The organism is Streptomyces sp. NPDC005820, assembly GCF_040630255.1.
Classification (GTDB): domain Bacteria; phylum Actinomycetota; class Actinomycetes; order Streptomycetales; family Streptomycetaceae; genus Streptomyces.
The window spans coordinates 13,791-32,414 of the sequence record NZ_JBEXXE010000011.1; the positions used below are offsets into that span (position 1 = coordinate 13,791).

At 74.5% G+C, this 18,624-nt stretch carries 15 protein-coding genes and 1 pseudogene; 6 read left to right on the forward strand and 10 right to left on the reverse strand.

The genetic code is table 11. The features are described 5' to 3' along the window. Positions 1-282 precede the first annotated feature (282 nt). Positions 283-921, reverse strand: a complete 639-nt coding sequence (locus ABZ464_RS15240; protein WP_359276252.1) for a helix-turn-helix domain-containing protein — start codon at positions 919-921, stop codon at positions 283-285. Positions 922-1,024: 103 nt separating this feature from the next. Between ABZ464_RS15240 and ABZ464_RS15245 the strand changes: the two genes are divergently transcribed. Continuing rightward, entirely contained in the window at positions 1,025-3,352 is a 2,328-nt protein-coding gene (locus tag ABZ464_RS15245; protein WP_359276255.1) for an MMPL family transporter, read from the forward strand. 319 nt (positions 3,353-3,671) lie between these two features. On the opposite strand, the pseudogene ABZ464_RS15250 reads toward ABZ464_RS15245, so the two are convergent. Continuing rightward, positions 3,672-3,935, reverse strand: a pseudogene (locus ABZ464_RS15250) (pirin family protein); the annotation flags it as partial. Between the two features lie 6 nt (positions 3,936-3,941). On the opposite strand from ABZ464_RS15250, the gene ABZ464_RS15255 reads away from it, so the two are divergent. Continuing rightward, on the forward strand, positions 3,942-4,391 hold the full coding sequence (locus tag ABZ464_RS15255) for a carboxymuconolactone decarboxylase family protein (protein WP_359276257.1): 450 nt from the start codon (positions 3,942-3,944) through the stop codon (positions 4,389-4,391). A gap of 10 nt (positions 4,392-4,401) precedes the next feature. On the opposite strand, the gene ABZ464_RS15260 is transcribed toward ABZ464_RS15255, so the two are convergent. Next, positions 4,402-5,757 carry an NAD(P)/FAD-dependent oxidoreductase gene (locus ABZ464_RS15260; protein ID WP_359276259.1) on the reverse strand — a complete coding sequence of 452 codons (1,356 nt, stop codon included), beginning with the start codon at positions 5,755-5,757 and terminating at the stop codon, positions 4,402-4,404. Between the two features lie 240 nt (positions 5,758-5,997). On the opposite strand from ABZ464_RS15260, the gene ABZ464_RS15265 reads away from it, so the two are divergent. Beyond that, positions 5,998-7,200, forward strand: a complete 1,203-nt coding sequence (locus tag ABZ464_RS15265) for a bifunctional class I SAM-dependent methyltransferase/NUDIX hydrolase (protein ID WP_359276261.1) — start codon at positions 5,998-6,000, stop codon at positions 7,198-7,200. Here ABZ464_RS15265 and ABZ464_RS15270 read toward each other — a convergent pair. Next, positions 7,175-7,873 carry a response regulator transcription factor gene (locus ABZ464_RS15270; protein ID WP_359276264.1) on the reverse strand — a complete coding sequence of 233 codons (699 nt, stop codon included), beginning with the start codon at positions 7,871-7,873 and terminating at the stop codon, positions 7,175-7,177. The genes ABZ464_RS15265 and ABZ464_RS15270 overlap by 26 nt on opposite strands. After that, a complete protein-coding gene (locus ABZ464_RS15275; protein ID WP_359276822.1) occupies positions 7,870-9,237 on the reverse strand; it encodes a histidine kinase in 1,368 nt (455 codons plus the stop codon). Before ABZ464_RS15275 ends, ABZ464_RS15270 begins: the two co-directional genes overlap by 4 nt. Positions 9,238-9,466: 229 nt before the next feature. Between ABZ464_RS15275 and ABZ464_RS15280 the strand changes: the two genes are divergently transcribed. The 3 genes from ABZ464_RS15280 (at position 9,467) to ABZ464_RS15290 (ending at position 13,908) form a co-directional block, all read left to right on the forward strand. Next, the gene (locus ABZ464_RS15280) at positions 9,467-10,183 is read left to right on the forward strand and encodes an ABC transporter ATP-binding protein (RefSeq protein ID WP_359276267.1); all 717 of its coding nucleotides are present in this window, start codon (positions 9,467-9,469) and stop codon (positions 10,181-10,183) included. Beyond that, a complete protein-coding gene (locus ABZ464_RS15285; RefSeq protein ID WP_359276270.1) occupies positions 10,180-12,525 on the forward strand; it encodes an ABC transporter permease in 2,346 nt (781 codons plus the stop codon). The genes ABZ464_RS15280 and ABZ464_RS15285 overlap by 4 nt, the downstream gene beginning before the upstream one ends. Before the next feature lie 153 nt (positions 12,526-12,678). Beyond that, entirely contained in the window at positions 12,679-13,908 is a 1,230-nt protein-coding gene (locus ABZ464_RS15290; protein WP_359276272.1) for a phosphodiester glycosidase family protein, read from the forward strand. A gap of 30 nt (positions 13,909-13,938) precedes the next feature. On the opposite strand, the gene ABZ464_RS15295 is transcribed toward ABZ464_RS15290, so the two are convergent. The 5 genes from ABZ464_RS15295 to ABZ464_RS15315 all read right to left on the reverse strand — a co-directional run bounded on the left by ABZ464_RS15295 (position 13,939) and on the right by ABZ464_RS15315 (position 18,605). Beyond that, positions 13,939-14,133: a hypothetical protein gene (locus ABZ464_RS15295; protein WP_055632977.1), complete on the reverse strand. Its 195-nt coding sequence runs from the start codon at positions 14,131-14,133 to the stop codon at positions 13,939-13,941. Positions 14,134-14,324: 191 nt separating this feature from the next. Then, entirely contained in the window at positions 14,325-15,179 is an 855-nt protein-coding gene (locus ABZ464_RS15300) for a phosphatidylinositol-specific phospholipase C/glycerophosphodiester phosphodiesterase family protein (protein ID WP_359276275.1), read from the reverse strand. Between the two features lie 182 nt (positions 15,180-15,361). Beyond that, positions 15,362-16,453 carry an acyl-CoA dehydrogenase family protein gene (locus ABZ464_RS15305; protein WP_359276278.1) on the reverse strand — a complete coding sequence of 364 codons (1,092 nt, stop codon included), beginning with the start codon at positions 16,451-16,453 and terminating at the stop codon, positions 15,362-15,364. After that, positions 16,450-17,631: an acyl-CoA dehydrogenase family protein gene (locus ABZ464_RS15310; protein WP_359276281.1), complete on the reverse strand. Its 1,182-nt coding sequence runs from the start codon at positions 17,629-17,631 to the stop codon at positions 16,450-16,452. The genes ABZ464_RS15305 and ABZ464_RS15310 overlap by 4 nt, the downstream gene beginning before the upstream one ends. Next, positions 17,628-18,605 carry an NADPH:quinone oxidoreductase family protein gene (locus ABZ464_RS15315; RefSeq protein ID WP_359276284.1) on the reverse strand — a complete coding sequence of 326 codons (978 nt, stop codon included), beginning with the start codon at positions 18,603-18,605 and terminating at the stop codon, positions 17,628-17,630. Before ABZ464_RS15315 ends, ABZ464_RS15310 begins: the two co-directional genes overlap by 4 nt. Positions 18,606-18,624 lie beyond the last annotated feature (19 nt).

Here is an 18,624-nt window from a genome sequence, read left to right on the forward strand (position 1 = left end):
GACCTCGGGTGCCGGACCTCGGGTGCCGGACCTCGGGTGCCGGACCTCGGGTGCCGGACCTCGGGTGCCGGACCTCGGGTGCCGGACCTCGGGTGCCGGACCTCGGGTGCCAGGACCCAGCCATGACCGTGACCGCGTCCGGCGCCGCGCGTCCGGCGCCGCGCGTCCGGCGCCGCGCGTCCGGCGCCGCGCGTCCGGCGCCGCGCGTCGACGTGCGCACGTGGGCCCACGCGCCGGACGGCCCGCGGCCCGCTGCCCGCTGTCCCGCTGCCTGCTCGCGCATCAGGTGCGGGTGACGTTGCCGATCGCGGTGCGCAGATCGCCCTCCTCCGCGCTCAGCGGCGGCAGGGCGGTCGCGTCCGCCGGGTTGAGCGAGTCGAAGAGCAGGGCGATGTACCGGGCGCGCAGCGAAGGGGTGGTGCCGGGGAGCGCGAGCCCCGCGACCGCCATGACGAGGAAGTGCGGGATGTCCTCGGCGGTGAGATCGGAGCGGATCTCACCGGCCTCCTGGGCGCGCGCCAGGAGCGGTCGGAGCGAGGCGCTGAACCGCTGGAGGACGTCCACGGCGACGTCGGCGAAGTTGCCGGCGAAGGTGACCAGCCCCCGTTCCTCGGTGATGAGGTCGAGCAGCCGGGTGGCGATGTCCTGGAGCGCCCGCCGCGTGTGGTCGGCGTCGGCGGCCCGCTCGACGAGCGGGAGCAGATCGGTCTCCAGGATGTCCTCCAGGACGGCCCGGACGACGGCCTCCCGGTTGGGGAAGTGCCGGTAGAGCGTGGCGATGCCCACGCCGGCCTCCGCCGCGATCCGCTCCAGGGACGCCTCGCCCTCGCCCAGCACGGTCCGTCCCGCGACGATGATGCGCTCCACGCTCGATCGGGCGTCGACCCTGCGCCGGGCGGCGCGGTCCCTCGTGCTCACCATCCGTGGCTCTCCTCTGCCCTCTTCGTCGATAGCACCCTACCGCATTGATAGTGTCCTATCGTTTTGATAGAACACCCTCACTTAGTGCACCGGGGAGAGATCCGTGTCCGTTCTGCTGTACCGGCTGGGAAGGTTCGCCTACGGCAAACCCTGGTACGTCGTCGGAGGCTGGCTGGCGGTGGTGGCGTCCGTCGTGGCGCTGCTGGTGGTCCAGCCCGTCCGGCTCAGCAACGAGGTGCGGATCGACGGCACCCCGTCCCAGAAGGTGATCGACGATCTGGCCCGGTCCCTCCCGGAGGCGTCCGGAGGCCAGGGCATGCTGCTCTTCCGGGCCCCTGACGGCACCCGGATCGGCGACGAGAAGGTCCGCTCCGCCCTGCTCGCGGCCGTGGACGCCGTCTATGGCCACGACCACGTCGTCGACGCGCGCGAGGTCCTGGCCCGGGAGGCCGCCAAGGGCGAGCACAGTGCGCTGCTGCGCGCCCAGGCGGCGGTGGCGGGCGCCGCGGGCCGCCCCGAGTCCGGCCGGGCACCCGTGCCGTTGCAGGCGGACGGTCTGCCGGTGCCGGGAGTGATCGTCTCCGCCGACGGCTCGACCGCACTGATGCAGTTCCAGTTCGACGAGCAGACCTTCGAGCTTCCCTCCGGGACGATCGACAGCACCGTCCGGGCCGCCGAGCGCCGAGCCGCGCACGGAGGCCTGGAGGTCCTGCCGTCGGCGGCGATGATGGAGGTCCCCGAGATCGTCGGCGTCGGGGAGATCGTCGGCGTGTCCGTGGCGGCCGTGGTCCTGCTGATCACGCTGGGGTCGGCCGTGGCGGCCGGCCTGCCGCTGGTCATCGCCCTGACGGGGGTGACGGTCGGGGTCGGCGGTGCCTTCACCCTCTCCACCGTCTTCGAGATCCACTCCCTCGCCGCGGTGCTGGCGCTGATGCTGGGACTGGCCGTCGGCATCGACTACGCGCTGTTCATCGTCAACCGGGAGCGCCGGATGATCCTGGACGACGCACTGGACGCGCACGAGGCGACCGGCCGCGCCGTCGGCACCGCCGGCAGCGCGGTGTTCTTCGCCGGCGGCACCGTCGTCATCGCCCTGGCCGGCCTGCTGGTCATCAGGATCACCCTGCTCTCCACCATGGCACTGGTCGCCGCCGCCACGATCGTGGTCGCCGTCCTGCTCTCCCTGACCCTGCTGCCGGCCCTGCTGGGCCTGGTCGGGGAACGCATCTGCCCCGCCCGGACCCGGCGCCGGGCACAGCGGCGGGAATCCGCCCCCACCCGTGCCCGCGCCGTTCGCTGGGGGACACACCTGGTCCGCCACCGGTACGCCGCCCTCGCCGCCTCGGTCCTGGTCCCGGTGATCCTCGCCGTGCCCGCCGCCGACATGAGACTGGGCCTGCCCTCGGGCGCAAGCTACAACCCCGACACCGGGCAACGCCGTGGCTACGAGCTGGTCGGCGACGCGTACGGGCCCGGCTACAACGGCCCCCTCCTGGTCGCCGTCGACTCCGCCACGAGCGGTGCGCCCCTCGCCCCCGCCACCCTCGCCGCGGTGACCTCGGACCTCCGGGAGATCGACGGCGTCACCTCGATCTCGCTGGCCGGGACGAACGGCGCCGGCACCACGGCGGTCCTGAGCCTCGTCCCCGCGGGCGGCCCGAACGACGACGTGACCAAGGACCTGGTCACGGCCGTACGGGACCGGAGCGCGCGGATCGGCGAGGCCCGGGGCGCGGTCATCGGCGTCACCGGCTTCACCGCGCTCGCGATCGACGTCTCCGACCGGCTCGCCGACGCCCTGCCCGTCTACCTGGCGACCGTGCTCGGGCTCTCGCTGATCATCCTGCTCCTGGTCTTCCGTTCCCTGCTGGTCCCCGTGACGGCCACCCTCGGCTTCCTCCTCAGCATCGCCGCCACCTTCGGCCTCACCACCGCCGTCTTCCAGTGGGGCTGGCTCCAGGGCCTGATCGGGCTCGACGCCACCGCGCCGGTGGTGAGCCTCCTGCCCGTCATCATCACCGGCGTCCTGTACGGGCTCGCCATGGACTACCAGATGTTCCTGGTCAGCTCGATGCGCGAGGCCCATGTCCACGGCGCGAGCGCCCGCGACGCCACCGTCACCGGCTTCGCCCGGGCGAGCTCGGTCGTCCTGGCGGCCGCGACCATCATGGTCTCCGTGTTCGCCGGGTTCGTCTTCAACGCCCAGCCCATGATCAAGCAGGCCGGTTTCGCCCTGGCCGCGGGAATCCTGCTGGACGCCTTCGTCATCCGTATGACGTTCATCCCGGCCACCATGGCCCTCGCCCGGGAGAAGGCGTGGTGGATCCCCTCCTGGCTGGACCGCCTCCTGCCCGACCTGGACGTGGAGGGCGACCGGCTCACCCGCCGGATCCCCCGCCCGGAGCCCTCCCCCGAACCGTCCCTGCGCTGACCGAGCCCGCCGAGCCCGCCCACGGCGGTCGGGCTCGGCGGGCGGCCGTCCGCCGGAGAACATCGCCGAGGCCTACGGCGGTCGACGGCGCCCACCCGTGACGGCGGCGGATCAGCCGGCCCTGCGCCGCGGCGTCAGCGCGACCGTGGGCAGCTCGGGCGCGGGCAACGGCGGGGCGGGGCGGTGTCCGAGTCGTTGGTGAGGGTGAGGTGGTCGGGGCCGGGTCGGCGCAGCCGGGTGTGATCCGCCCCCGGGTCGAGGAGCAGCTCGGCACCGAGGAGGGGCGTGAAGGTGCGGACCGGGGGGTCGCGCCGACACGGGTGCCAAGGCTGTCGCGGTGTTCGATCTCGCCGCTGAACAGCCGGCTGACGGTCCGGAGTCCGGTGTGCGGGTGCGGGGCGACGTCGTCGGGGTCGTAGTGGTCGGCGAAGCAGCAGGCGCCGATCAGGCTGCGCTGCCGCTGCGGGAGCGTACGGCGGACGGTCATGGCCCGGGGTCCGCCCAGGGGCACGTCTCGCGGCGTGAGAACCTCCACCTTGTCCGGCTCGCTCGTACCGGACCCCCTTAAGAAATGGTTTGATATTCAACTATGACTCGTCGGATCTTCATAGACAAGCAGAGCCCCAAGGCCTACCACGCGCTGGTGCAGACCTCCGAGGCCGTACGGGCGACCGCCGCCGACGCGGGTCTGGAACGGACCGTCGTGGAGCTCGTCAACCTGCGCGTCTCGCAGCTCAACGGCTGCGCGTTCTGCCTGGACGTGCACACCAAGGCCGCCGTGCGGGCCGGCGAGGACACCCGGCGGCTCGGCGTCCTCGCCGCCTGGCGGGACACCGAGCTCTTCTCCCCGCTGGAGCGCGCGGCCCTGGCGCTCGCCGAGGCGACCACCCACCCGACCGACGCCGACGCCCAGGAGGCCGCGTACGCCGAGGCCCGGGAGGTGCTCACCGAGGATCAGATCTCGGCGGTCGTCTGGGTCGCGGTCACCATCAACGCCTTCAACCGCGTGTCCATCCTCAGCAAGCACCCCGTGCGCTGACCCCGTCCGGTCAGCGCAGCCCCGCCAGCGCAGGTTCCACCGCGCGGTGGAACGTCGGGTACGTGTAGATCATGTGCCGCAGCCGCTCCACCGGGACCTCCGCGTGCACGGCCACGTTCAGGCCGTACAGCAGTTCACCGCCCGCGGGGCCGGCCGACGTCGCGCCGACCAGGACGCCCCGGTCGGCGTCCTCGACCAGCTTGAGGAAGCCCTCGCCGCCCGGTCCGTGGATCCAGCCGCGGGTCGAGGCGGACAGCGGGACCGATGACGTACGCACCCGCAGACCCCGCTCGCGGGCCTGCCGCTCGGTGAGGCCCACGGCCGCGATCTCGGGGTCGGTGAAGGTGACCCGGGGCAGGGCGCGGTAGTCGGCCTCGGGGCCCGGCTCGCCGAGGATGTCGCGGACGGCGATCTGCGCCTGGTACATGGAGACATGGGTGAAGGCCCCGCGTCCGGTGAGGTCGCCGACCGCCCAGAGGCCGTCCGCCGCCCGCATCCGGCCGTCCGTCGGGACCGCCGGGGCCGCGGGGTCGAGCCCGACCGTCTCCAGGCCGAGGCCGCCGAGATCGGCGTACCGGCCGGCCGCCACCAGCAGGCGCTCGGCGCGCAGCACCTCGTCCTCGACATGGACGCCGAAACCGGCTTCGCCGTAGGCGATCCGACGGGCCGTCACCCCGGTCAGGACCGTCACCCCGTCCGCCCGCAGCGCCTTCGCCGCCAGCTCGCCCGCCTCCGGCTCCTCCCGCGACAACAGCCTTTCCCCGCCCTCCAGTACGGTGACCCGGCAGCCGAACCGGGCGAAGACCTGGGCCACTTCGGCGCCCACCGCGCCCCCGCCCAGCACGATCATCGACGTCGGCAGCTCCTTGGTGGCCATCGCGTCCCGGTTGGTCCAGTACGGGGTCCCGGCCAGCCCCGGCACGGAGGGGATCCGGGGCCGGCCGCCCGTGGCGAGCACGACCCCCCGGCGGGCCTCGAGGACGCGGTCGCCGACGGCCACCCGGCGCGCCCCGGCGAGGCGTCCGGTGCCCCGGACCAGCCGGCCGCCCTTGCCCTCCAGCCGCTCCACCGCCACCTGGTCGTTCCAGTCGTCGGTGGCCTCGCGCCGGATGCGGTCGGCGACCCGTGACCAGTCGGGCGTCACGCTCGCCGGACCCGCCAGCGCGGGCGCCCGGCACGCCTCGGCGACCAGGTTCGCGGCCCGGATCATCATCTTGCTGGGCACACAGCCCCAGTACGGGCACTCCCCGCCCACCAGCTCCGCCTCGACGCCCACGACCTCCAGACCGCCCTCGGCCAGGGTGCCCGCGACATGCTCGCCGCCCGGCCCCAGGCCCACGACGACCACGTCCACCTGCTCGTCCACGCCCCTGCCCTTCCTGTGCCCTTGCCCTCGCGGGTACGGCCGCACGTCCGACCGCCCGGCCCACCGCACCCCGACGCTAGAGCCGCCGGGGGCCCCGCTCGTGTCCCTGCGCGCACGGGCACCGACCCCACAGCGCACGCCGCGCCCACGGACACCCCCGGGGTCACCGGGTGGTTGCCCGCCCTCCGGCCCGGTAAGAATCGCCCGGTCAGCCGACCGTCGCCCCTTGGAGGCCCGCCGATGCCCGAGCCCGTCACGCCGCCCGGACCCGAGTCCGTCAACGCCGAGGCCTGGCAGGCGTACGCCGTCCACCACCTGCGGCGCGGCACCGTCCTGGCGGAGGCGGAGCGGATCGACTGGGGGTTCCCCGGCGCCGGGCCGGACGAGACGTTCCTCGGGGAGCTGAAGGGGCGGCGCGTGCTGGATCTCGGCTGCGGCACGGCCCGGCACGCCGCCCGTCTGGTGCGGACGTACGGCGCGGAGGTGGACGCGGTCGACTCCGCACCGGGCCAGATCGACAGGGCCCGCGCCCGGTACGGCTCCCTGCCCGGCCTGCGTCTGTTCCTCGCGGACGTCGTCGCCCATCTGCGCGCCGCGGAGCCGTACGACGTGATCTACGCCGTCAACGCCGTCCCGTACGTCGATCCCGGCCGGCTGCTGCCCGCGCTGGCGACCGCGCTGCGGCCCGGCGGGACGCTGTGCTTCAGCGTGCTGCACACCAACTCCCGTGGGGACGGCCCGACTTCGGAGCCCGTCCCCCGCCCCGAGATCCTGCGGTTCGCGGGCGGCGGCGAGACGGCGGTCCGGATGTGGGTGCTGGACACCGAGCGGTGGGCGGAACTCCTCACCGGTCACGGTCTGCGCGTCGAGCGGGTGGAGACGGTCACCGCACCCGATCCCGCCGTCAACCAGGCCTCGTACCGCGTGTTCCGGGCCCGCCGCCCGCTGCGGACCTCCGCCCGCCCCCGTACCGCGCTCCCGCCCGTCCCCCACGCGGCCCTCGGCGTCGGCGCCATCGTGCACGGGCCCCGGGGCCTGCTCCTCGGCCGCCACCGCCGGGGCACCTGGGAGCTGCCCGGGGGCACGGTGGAACCCGGGGAGTCCCTGGAGGAGACGGTCGTGCGGGAGCTGCGCGAGGAGACCGGGCTGCGCGCGGACCCGTCTGACGTACGGCTGCTCGGCACCAGCCTGGACCGGGTCGAAGGGGTGGTGCGGATGACGGTCGGCGCCGTCGTGCAGAGGTGGACGGGGGATCCGGCCGACCACCCGGGCGAGAGCGTCGGCGACTGGCGCTGGTATCCGCTGGACCGGCTGCCGCCGTCCCTGTTCGAGTGCAGCGCCCAGTCCCTGACCGCCTGGCGTCCCGATCTGCCGATCGATCACGCCCCGGTCCGCTTCACGCCCTACGCGGCCCCCGTCACGGCTCCCCCGCCCGTGGGCTGACCAGTCCCGTCTCGTACGCCACCACCACCGCCTGGGCCCGGTCGCGCAGGCCGAGCTTGGTGAGGACCCGGGAGACATGCGTCTTGACGGTCGCCTCGGAGAGGTGGAGCCGCTCGGCGAGCTCCGCGTTGCTCAGGCCCCGGGCGAGGAGCCGCAGCACGTCGAGCTCACGGGGGGTCAGCGCGGCCAGGTCCCGGTGGAGGGCGGCGGTCTCGGCGCCGGTGCGGGCGAACCGTTCGACGAGGCGGCGGGTGATGGCGGGGGCCAGCAGCGCGTCACCCGCGCGGACCGTGCGCACGGCGGCGGTGAGGTGTTCGGGCGTGACGTCCTTCAGCAGGAAGCCGCTGGCCCCGGCGGACAGGGCCGCGTAGACGTAGTGGTCGAGGTCGAAGGTGGTGAGCATGACCACGCGGGGCAGGGCCGCGCGGGACGCGTCGGGCGCGTCCGGTGCGGCGGCGAGGATCCGGCGGGTGGCCTCCAGGCCGTCCGTGCCCGGCATCCGGATGTCCATCAGCACCACGTCGGGCCGGGTACGCCGGACCGCGTCCACGGCCTCGGCCCCGTCGGCGGCCTCGGCGACCACCTCGATGCCGTCGGCGCCGAGGATGAGCCGGAAACCGGTGCGCACCAGGGCCTGGTCGTCGACGACCACGACCCGCGGCGGTGGGTTCACAGATGCTCCAAGGGGATCGGGGGCCCGGCCGGCCGCGGGGGCGGCGGCTGAGCGGGCATCGGGGGACACACGGGCTCCAGCGGGATGACGGCCCGGACGCGGTAGCCGCCGAGGGGGCGGGTGCCGGTGTGCAGGGTGCCGCCGTAGACGGCGAGGCGTTCGCGCAGGCCGAGCAGACCGCGGCCGTTGCCCGCGGCGGCGGCCGGGCCCGGCGTGCCCCCGGTGTCGGTGACCTCGATGCGCAGCGCGTCGGGGGCATGGGTCACCGTCACGGTGGCGCGGGCGCCCGCCGCGTGTTTCACGGTGTTGGTGAGCGCCTCCTGCACCACGCGGTAGGCGGCGAGCTCCACCCCGGGGCTGAGGGACCGCCCGGGCGTGCCGGAGAAGGTCAGCTCGACCGGAGTCCCGGCCGCCCGCATCCGGTCCACCAGCCCCGCCAACTGGCCCAGCCCCGGCTGCGGTTCGAGGCTCTGCGCACCCTCGCCCGAAGCGGTGTCGGGCGCCAGCAGGCCCATCACATGGCGGAGTTCGCCCATCGCCGCCCGGCCGCCCGCCTCCACCGCGAGCAACGCCTCGCGGGCCTGGCCGGGCGAGGCCTCCATGATCGTGCGGGCGGCCCCGGCCTGGATGACCATCACGCTGACGTTGTGCGTGACGACGTCGTGCAACTCCCGTGCGATGCGGGCCCGTTCCTGGTCGACGGCCCGGCGCAGCGCCTCGGCCTGCTCCCGCTCCACCGCAGCGAGCCGGGCCGCGCTCTCGGCCGCCCGCAGCTTCCACCGCCGCAACCCGACGGCCGCGACCACGACCGGCACCGCCACCAGCAGCGGCGCCCACTTGAGCGGCACGGTGGGATCCGCGCCCGTGAACACCCCCATCGGTACGTCGCCGACGCCCCGCCCGAGCAGCGGCAGGGCCAGCGGCAGGCTGGCGAGGGTCGCCACCCGGTAGGGGCTGTAGGCCGCGGCGGAGTACGCCGCGATGACACAGCCGTAGAAGGTCGCCCGGGTGGCGCCGGCCGGGGTCAGCGCGGTCGCGGCCAGCACGATCCACAGCACCGCCAGCGGGAACCGGCGGCGCAGCGCCAGGGGCAGCGAGGCCAGGACGGCCAGCACCACCACCGGTGCCCGCTCGGGGGCCGACACCGGGACCGGCCCCGACCCCTGCGCCGGCACGAGGTAGGGGGGCGGTTCGCCTCCCAGGTCCTGGACGACGTACGACACGAGGCTCGCGCACACCACCAGGGCGAGCAGGGCGTCGAAGGCCAGGTTCGCGCGTCCGGGCCGCGGCACCGGTCCGGTGGGACGGACGAGGGCGGCGGCGATCCGGCGCAGGCCCTCCGCGATCTCCGGGCTCTCCCCCATGAGCGGCTTCGTCACCCGGCCCATTCTTGCGGCCCCGTGGCCCGCCCGGCATCCCTCTGGCGGACAACCCCCGCGGTCCGGGTACATCCGTCGACTACATCCGGAGGATGATCCGGCGGGCCATGGGCCGTACGCGGTACGGGGTTTACCCCGGCAGACCGTCGTGGGTTCCGGTGCCTTGTTCCTAGCGTCGGGGGCATCCGTTCCAGGACCCCGAGGGAGACCGTTTATGGACCGACCACCGGTCGCCGCCGCCCCGTTGATCGAGCTGCGGGACGTCGTCCGCCGCTACGACAGCGGGCCGCCGGCGCTGTCCGAGGCCTCGCTGACGGTGCGGCCGGGTGAGGCCGTCGCCGTGCTCGGCCCTTCGGGCAGCGGGAAGTCGACGCTGCTGAACCTGATCGCCGGCCTGGACCGGCCCGACTCGGGCGCGGTCACCGTGGCGGGGGTGCGGGTGGACCGGCTGGGCGAGGCGGGGGCGGCCCGCTACCGGCGGGCGACGATCGGCATGGTCTTCCAGTTCTTCCATCTGCTGGACGATCTGACGGTCGCCGAGAACGTGGTGCTGCCCGCCCGGCTGGCGGGCCTCGGCCGGCGCGAGGCCCGTCGGCGGGCCGACACGCTGCTGGAGTCGCTGGGCATCGCCCGGCACGCCGCGACGCACCCCGCGCTGCTGTCGGGCGGCGAGCGGCAGCGGGTGGCCGTGGCCCGGGCGCTGATGAACCGTCCGCCGCTGCTCCTGGCCGACGAGCCGACCGGCGCGCTGGACTCGGCGGCCGGGGACGAGGTCGGCAGACTGCTGAAGGAGCTGAACGACGAGGGCCAGACCCTCCTGGTGGTCACCCACGACGAGGCCCTGGCCGGCGCCTGCACCCGGCGCACGATCCGTCTCGCGGACGGCCGGATCACCTCGGACGTCGACTCCCCTGCGGAGCCCGTCCGATGAGCGCGCTCGGCGGTTTCGTGCGCGCCGGTGCGGCGCGGCGGCGGGTGCAGTCGCTGGTGGTCGGCCTCGCGACACTGCTGGCGGTGACCTCGTCGGTGCTGGGCGGGGCGCTGCTGGTGGCGTCGGACGCGCCGTTCGACCACGCGTTCGCCCGGCAGCACGGGGCCCATCTCACCGCGCAGTTCGCGGCCGGCCGGGTCACGGAGGCCCGGCTGCGGGAGACCGCGCGGGCGGACGGGGTCACGGCCGCGTCCGGCCCGTTCGCGGTCGTGTCCGTCACCCCGAGCCTCGGGGGCCGGACCGTGCCCCCGCTGTCGGTCGTCGGCCGGGCGGATCCGGACGGGCCGGTCGACGCGCTCACCCTCACCGAGGGCCGCTGGGTCCGGGCCCCCGGTGAGATCGTCGTGGCGGCCGGCGCCGACGGTCCTCCCGTACGGCTCGGCCTGAGGCTGGAGTTCCCGGACCTGCCGGGCGGCCCGACGCTGAGGGTGGTGGGCACCGCCCGTTCGGTGGGTCGCAGCGCCGACGCCTGGGTGGTTCCGGCGCAGGTCGCGCGGCTGACCGGGACGGGCCGGGCGGCCGACGAGCAGATGCTGTACCGGTTCGCCGACGCGGGCACCGCGGCCGGGGTGGCCCGGGGCCGGACGGCGGTCACGTCCGGGCTGCCCGCCGGCGCCCTCGCCGGCGCCCGCTCCTGGCTCTCCGTCAAGGAGACGGCGACGCGGGACACCGCGCTGTTCGTGCCGTTCCTGGTCGCGTTCGGGGTGCTGGGCCTGTTCATGTCGGTGCTGGTCGTCGGCAGTGTGGTGGTCGGCGCGGTCGGTACGGGGCTGCGGCGGATCGGTGTGCTGAAGGCGCTCGGCTGCACCCCCGGGCAGGTGGTGCGGGCGTACGCGGCCCAGGCGCTGCTGCCCGCCGCGGTCGCCACCGTCGTGGGCCTGGTGGCCGGCCGGCTGCTGGCCGTGCCGTTGCTGGCCGAGACGGCGGAGGTGTACGGCAGCGCGGGGCTCGGGGTGACGGTGGGCACGGACGTGATGGTGGCCGGGGGGATGCTGGGGGTCGTCGCGCTGACGGCGGCGGCGTGCGCCTGGCGGGCCGGGCGGCTGCGGTCGGTGGACGCGCTGTCGGTGGGGCGGGCCCCGACGGCCGGCCGGGGGCGCCGGGCGGCGGCCCTGACGGCCCGGCTGCCGCTGCCCCGGTCCGTGGGGCTGGGCCTGGCCCGGCCGTTCGCGCGTCCGGCGCGTACGGCGGCGATGGCCGCGGCGGTGGTGTTCGGCACCGCGGCCGTCACGTTCGGCGTCGGGCTGAGCGCGTCCCTCGGCGAGGTGGTGGCCGCCAAGAACCACAACGCGGCCGATGTCACCGTGGGCGTGCAGGGACCGGCGGCGCGCGGACCCGGCGCGCCGACCGTGACCGCCGCGACGGCCTCGGCCGTCACGAAGGCGGTCGCCGCACAGCCCGGCACCCGCAGGCAGTACGGCACCGCCCTCACCGAGGCCACCGTCGCGGGGACGACCGGCGGGGTGCCGGTGCTGGCCTACGCCGGGGACGCGTCCTGGGGCGGCTTCCGCATGGTGGCGGGCCGCTGGCTGCGCGCCGGGGGCGAGGCGGTGGCGGCGACCCCGTTCCTGACCGCGGCCGGCGCCGAGGTCGGCGACACGGTCACGCTGACCGTGCGCGGTACGGCGGTGCGTGTGCGGATCGTCGGCGAGGTCCTGGACACCAGCGAGGGCGGCATGCGCGTCCTCACCGATATGTCGACCCTCGAGGCCGCCGACCCGGACCTCACGGTGAGCGGTTGGGCCGTCGAGCTGAAGCCCGGCACGGATCCGGACGCCTATGCCACCGCCCTCGACCGCGAGGTACGGCCGCTCGGCCTCGGCGCGACCAGCGCCAAGTACGTCAACGGCAGCGACATGGCCCGGGTCATGGACTCGATGACGGCCCTGCTGACGCTGATGCTGGTCTGCGTCGCCGGTCTCGGGGTGCTCGGCGGGGTCGTCCTGGACACCCACGAGCGGATCCGTGAGCTGGGCGTCCACAAGGCGCTCGGCATGACACCCCGGCAGACGGTCGTCCTGGTCCTGGCGTCGGTGGTGCCGGCCGGGCTGGCGGGGGCGGCCGTCGGGGTGCCGCTGGGGATGTCCGTGCACGGGGTGGTCGCCCGCGCCATGGGCCGTGGTGCCGGGCTGCGGCTCCCGGAGTCGGTGCTCTCCGTGCACGGCGCACCGCTGCTCGCGCTCCTCGCCCTGGCCGGAACGGCCGTCGCCGTCCTGGGCGCGCTGCTGCCGGCCGGCTGGGCCGCACGGGTGCGTACGGCGACCGCGCTGCGGACCGAGTAGCACGAACCGCGCGGCGGCACGCCCGAATGCCGCGGGAAGGCACCCGGATTCATGGTTCTGTCACCCGTTCTCGTGGTGTTGCCCGCTTGCCCTCTGGCGGTCGGTCCCCCGGCCCGTGAGAAGGTTGCGGCCCCATCCAGTCAGGGGGATTTGGTGACAAGACGTCATAATTGGTCCGGGGCACGCAGAACGGCGTCGACGCTGCTCACCGTACTCGGCACGCTGGCCGGCGCGGCCCTCGCGGGGGCCGCGCCGGCCGGTGCCGCGAGCTGGACCCCCGTGGCGCCGGGTGTGACCTACCGTCAGTACGACGTGTCGGCCGCCGCCGGGGTCGCCCGGGTCCATGTGCTCGACGTGGACCTCACCGACAGCCGGGTGCGGCTGGGGCTGCTGTACCCCGGGAAGGTCGCCTCCCGTGCGGCCGTCTCCTCGATGGCCGACGTCCAGCGGGCCGTGGCCGGTGTCAACGGCGACTTCTTCAACGTCTCCGAGATCCAGCACCCCGGTGTGCCGGTGACGGGCGCGAGCGTGGGTCCGGCGATCGCGAACGGCAGGGAGCTCAAGTCGGCGGTGCCGAACGGCCAGCGGTTCGGGCCCGCCCTGTCGCGGGGCACCAGCACCCGGGCGGTGCTCGGGGTCGGCGCGGACGGTAGGGCCCGGCTGGACACGCTGACGCTCGACGGCACCGTGACCGCGGCGCCGGGGCAAGTGAAGCTGGCCGGGCTCAACCAGTACGCGCTGCCGGAGAACTCCGTCGGCGCGTTCACCGCGGACTGGGGCAGCGTCTCGCGCAAGCGGGCCACCTGCGGCACCGACACCAGCCGGGGCGCGCCGTGCAGTACGCGCACCTACGAGGTGACGGTCCGGGACGACCGGGTCGTGTCGGTCTCCACGGCGCCCGGCAGCGGCGCCGTCGCGGCGGGCACCACGGTCCTCGTCGGCCGGGAGGCGGGCGCGGCGCAGCTCAGGGCGCTCGGGGTGGGCGACCGGGTGACGGTGCGGTACGGGCTCACGTCCGGCTCGCGGACGGCGTACCGCTTCGCCGTCGGCGGACAGCCGTTGCTGACGGGCGGACAGCCGCTGGCGGGGCTGGACACGCGTACCTCGGCCGTGCGGACGGCGGTGGGCATCGGTGACGGCGGCAGGAGGGTGTTCCTGCTCGCCCTGGACGGCGGGAGCGCCTTCCGCAGGGGGCTGACGATCGCCGAGGTCGCCGCCGCCCTGAGGAACCTCGGGGCCACCGAGGGCTTCGGTCTGGACGGCGGCGGCTCCTCGACCCTGGTGTCCCGCCCGACGGGCTCGACCAGGGTCGGCGTCCGCAACCACCCGTCCGACGGGGTGGAGCGGTCGGTGGCGAACGGCATCGGGGTGTTCACCCCGTAGGGCCGCTCCCCCACCAGGTTCCGCGCGGCCTCACGGTCGAAGGCTGCCGACGAGGTCGGCCGTCGCCGTGAGGCCGCTGTGGATGGTGGGGGCCATGCTGGTGCCGGCCAGGAAGAAGCCGAGCAGCAGACAGGTCAGTGCGTGCGAGATCTTCAGTCCGCTGTTGCGCATGAAGACCACCGCAAGGATCAACAGCAACAGCACCACGGAAATGGAAATGGCCATCGCCAACCTCCTCCATCACGTCCGCTTTCGCGGCGTTCGGCGGCAAGTGTGGCGTAACGGAGGGTTCGTCCGGGCGGCTGGCCTGTCGTCCGAACGGGTGGTGTCGACGCCTAGGGCCTGTCGTTTGGATCATGCCGCGCGTCGGCCGAGAGGCTACGTCGGCTCAGCCGACCTGATCCAAACGACAGGCCCTAGTGGTGTGCGTCGAGGAAGGCCTCCAGGCCGGCCAGGTCGTCGGTGTTGAGGTAGTCGACGCCGGCCGCGAGGAGTTCCGCCCACAGGGCGTCCCGCTCGGGTCCGGCCACGTCGGGGGTGGCCCAGAAACGGACCTGCTGTCCGCGGGCGTGGGCCGTGTCCACGATCGTGCGCAGCTTGGTCCGCTCGGCCTCGGGGAAGGCGCCGGCGCCGGGCCAGGTGAAGTTGAGGGTCCAGTTGTCGCTGATCAGCGAGGCGAAGGAGGCCTCGCTGGTGCCGAGGTCGGTGAGCCGGCCGTCGTAGAAGGCGCGGCGGACGGTCTGCGCCTCCATGGGGATGCGGGCGGCCCGGTCGCCGGAGATGACGGCCGTGACGGGGCCGCGGCGGATCCGGCCGTGGGAGTACGTGGTGAACAGGTGCCGGTAGCGCTCGAGCAGTTCGTCCAGGGCGAGGTAGGTGGAGGATCCCTCGGTCTTGATGTCAATGAGCAGTTGCAGCGGGTGGCGGTAACCCCGGTACACGGAACCGTGGTTGGCCTTGACGCGCGCGGCGAGCGGGGCGAGGTAGAGGCCTTCGAGGGTGCGGGTGGGGTCGAGTTCGTCCGCCGAGTGGGCGATGAGGAGTTCGCCGTCGACGAGGAAGATGTCGGCCTCGACGCTGCCGAAGCGGTGGTCGAGCGCGTCGAAGAGGGGGCGGGGGTGCTCGTAGTCGTTGTGGGCGTGGGCGCGCCAGAGCGGGCGGGGGCCGTGCTCGCGTCCGTCGGCGAACGCGCTGCCGGCGGGCGGCGCGAGGACCGCGGCGGTGGTCGCGGCGAGACCGGTGAGCACTCTGCGGCGGGTGACGTGGGCCATGGTGTTCCTCCCTGTGGGGCGGGTCCGGACCACAGGGAGTATGGAGCCGCGCGGCCCCCAAGGAACCTGTACATGGCAGGAGTTGGCCGGACCGCCTCGGTCCGTTCACTCCTTGCGTCCCGCCGCACGGAAAAGCCCGCCCCAGGTGGGGCGGGCTTCACCGGAGGAACGGCGGCGGGGGGTCAGGGGGCCTGCAGATCGACCAGTTCGGCCACGGCCGACCGGTGGGCGCCTGCCGTGCCGTAGGCGATCGCGTCGGACTTTGCCCGCTTGAGGTAGAGGTGGATGGGGTGTTCCCAGGTCATGCCGATGCCGGCGTGCAGTTGCAGCGCCTCCTCGGCGGTGTGCACGGCGACACCCGCCGCGTAGGCCTGGGCGACGGCCACCGTGAGATCGGTGTCCTCGCCGGTCGCGAGGGCGTCGGCCGCGCCCCGGGCGGCGGCGCGGAGGTTGACGACCTCCAGCCACAGCTGGGCGAGCCGGTGCTTGAGCGCCTGGAACCCGCCGACGGGCCGGTTGAACTGCTTGCGCTCCTTGAGGTAGCGCACGGTCTCGGTCAGCAGCCAGTCGGAGACGCCCAGTTGCTCGGAGGCGAGCAGTCCGGCACCGGCGCGCAGGGCCCGGCGTACGGCGGGTCCGGCGTCGCCGACGCGGCGGCCGGGGGCGCCGGCGAGGGTGACGGTGGCGAGGGGGCGGGTGAGGTCGAAGGCGGTCTGCGGGGTGACGGTCACCGTGTCGGTGTCGGCCACGGAGACGGCGTACAGGCCGCCGTCCTCGGCGGGCACCAGCAGCACATCGGCGGCCATGGCGTCCGCGACACCGGTCAACTCCCCGTGCAGGGTGCCCTCTTCGACGCGTACGGCGGTGAAGGCGGCGCCGGGAGCGGTGTGCAGCCCGACGGCGAGCGCGCCGATCGTGCGGCCGGACGCCATTCTGCCGAGGAGTTCCTCGTCGCCGCAGGCCAGCAGGGCCTCGGTGGCGACCACGGCACTGCTCAGATAGGGCACGGGGGCGACCGCGCGGCCCAGCTCCTCCAGGACGACCGCGACTTCGCGGTGGGTGGCGCCCTGGCCGCCCTGTGCCTCCGGGATCAGCAGGCCCGCGAGCCCCATGCCGTCGGTGAGGGCCTTCCAGGCGGCCAGGTCGTGCGGGGTGTCCGACTCGGTGCGGGCGATCACGCCGGGCGCGTCGCAGTGGTCGGCGAGCAGGTCCCGTACGGCCTCCCTGAGCGCCTCTTCCTCCTCCGAGTACAGCAGGTCGGGCGCTTGTGTCATCGGGCCAGGTCCTTCCAGGCGACGTCCTTGTCGGTGCGCGGCTCGGCGGGGAGGCCCAGGACGCGCTCGGCGACGATGTTCAGCAGGACCTCGCTGGTCCCGCCCTCGATGCTGTTGCCCTTGGAGCGCAGATAGCGGTATCCGGCGTCCCGCCCGGTGAAGTCCACCAGCTCGGGGCGGCGCATGGTCCAGTCGTCGTACAACAGACCTTCCTCGCCCCGGAGTTCGACCTCGAGGCCGCTGATCTCCTGGTTGAGGCGGGCGAAGGCGAGCTTCATGCCGGCGCCCTCGGGGCCGGGCTGCCCGGCGACGAGCTGCTGGCGCAGGCGCTCGGCGGTGAGGCGGGCGACCTCGGACTCCACCCACAGCGTGAGCAGCCGCTGGTGGAGGTCGTGGGTGCGCAGTGCGGGGCGTTCGCGCCAGGTCTTGGCGACCGGGCCGATCATGCCGCCCTCGCGCGGCAGCCGCATGCCGCCGATGGCGACGCGTTCGTTGTTGAGGGTGGTCTGCGCGACGCGCCAGCCGTCGCCGATCTCGCCGAGGCGGCGGGAGTCGGGGATGCGGACGTCGGTGAGGAAGACCTCGTTGAACTCGGCCTCGCCGGTGATCTGCCGCAGCGGGCGGACGTCGACGCCGGGGTCGGTCATGTCGCAGAGGAAGTAGGTGATGCCGGCGTGCTTGGGCACGTCCGGGTCGGTGCGGGCGATGAGGATGGCCCAGCGGGCGTTGTGCGCGCCGGACGTCCACACCTTCTGCCCGTTGACGACCCAGTCTTCGCCCTCCTTCACGGCCCGGGTGCCGAGGGCCGCGAGGTCGGAGCCGGCGCCGGGCTCGCTGAAGAGCTGGCACCAGACCTCCTCGCCGGTCCACAGCGGCCGCAGCAGGCGGCGCTTCTGCTCCTCGGTGCCGTACTTCAGGATCGTCGGGGCGGCCATGCCGAGCCCGATGCCGTTGCGGCGCGGGTCGTTGTCGGGGGCGCCGGCCGCCTCCAGCTCGGCGTCCACGACGATCTGCAGCGAGCGCGGGGCGCCGAGGCCGCCGAGGCCCTCCGGGTAGTGCACCCAGGCCAGTCCCGCGTCGAAGCGGGCCTTGAGGAAGTCGAGGCGGTCGGTGCCGGCGGGCGGGTGCGCGGCCAGCAACTCGGCTGTGCGGCGCCCCAGTTCGGCTGCGTCGGTCATGCCGCGGCTCCGTTCTCCAGGGACGGGACGACGACCACACGGCCCGTGGTGAGCCCGTCACCGACCCGCTGCACCGCGTCCGCGGCGCCGCCGAGCGGCACCCGCTCGCTGACCAGCGGCTTGATGGCGCCCTTCGCGGTCAGCTCGGTGAGCTGCTCGTGGCAGTGCAGGATCAGCCCGGGGTTCTTGGTGGCGTACAGACCCCAGTGCAGGCCCAGGATCGCGTAGTTCTTCACCAGCGCGTGGTTGAGCCCCGGGTGCGGGATGACCCCGCCGGCGAAGCCGACGACCACGATGCGCCCCTCGAAGGCGACGACCTTGGTGGACTGGGTGTAGGCGTCCCCGCCGACCGGGTCGTAGACGACGTCGGCGCCCCGGCCGCCGGTCGCCTCCTTGACCGCGGCGACCACGTCCTCGCTCTTGCGGTCGATGACGACGTCGCAGCCCAGCTCCCGCGCCACGACGGCCTTGTCGGCGCCGCCGACCACGCCGATGACCCGCGCGCCGGCCGCCCGGCCGAGCTGTACGGCCGCGCTGCCGACCCCTCCTGCGGCAGCGTGGACGAGCAGCGTCTCCCCGGCCTCCAGGCGGGCTCGGCGGTGCAGGCCGAACCAGCCCGTCTGGTAGCCGATGTGCAGGGCGGCGGCCTCGGCGTCGTCGAGCGCGTCCGGGGCGGGCAGCAGGGCGGCGGCGTCCGCGACGGCGTACTCGGCGAAACCGCCGTACGGCAGCGCGGGGTTGGCGATGACCCGCCGGCCGTCCTCGGTCTCCCCGCAGATCTCCACGCCCGGCGTGAACGGCAGCGGCGGGCGCACCTGGTACTGGCCCTTCGCCATCAGCACGTCGGGGAAGTTGATGTTCGCGGCACGCACCTTCAGCAGGACCTGGCCGTCGCCGGGTGTGGGCCGCGCCACCTCCTCCAGGCGCATCACCTCACTCGGCTCGCCGTTCTCGTGCACTTGCCATGCCTGCATGCGGTGCCTCCACGGGACT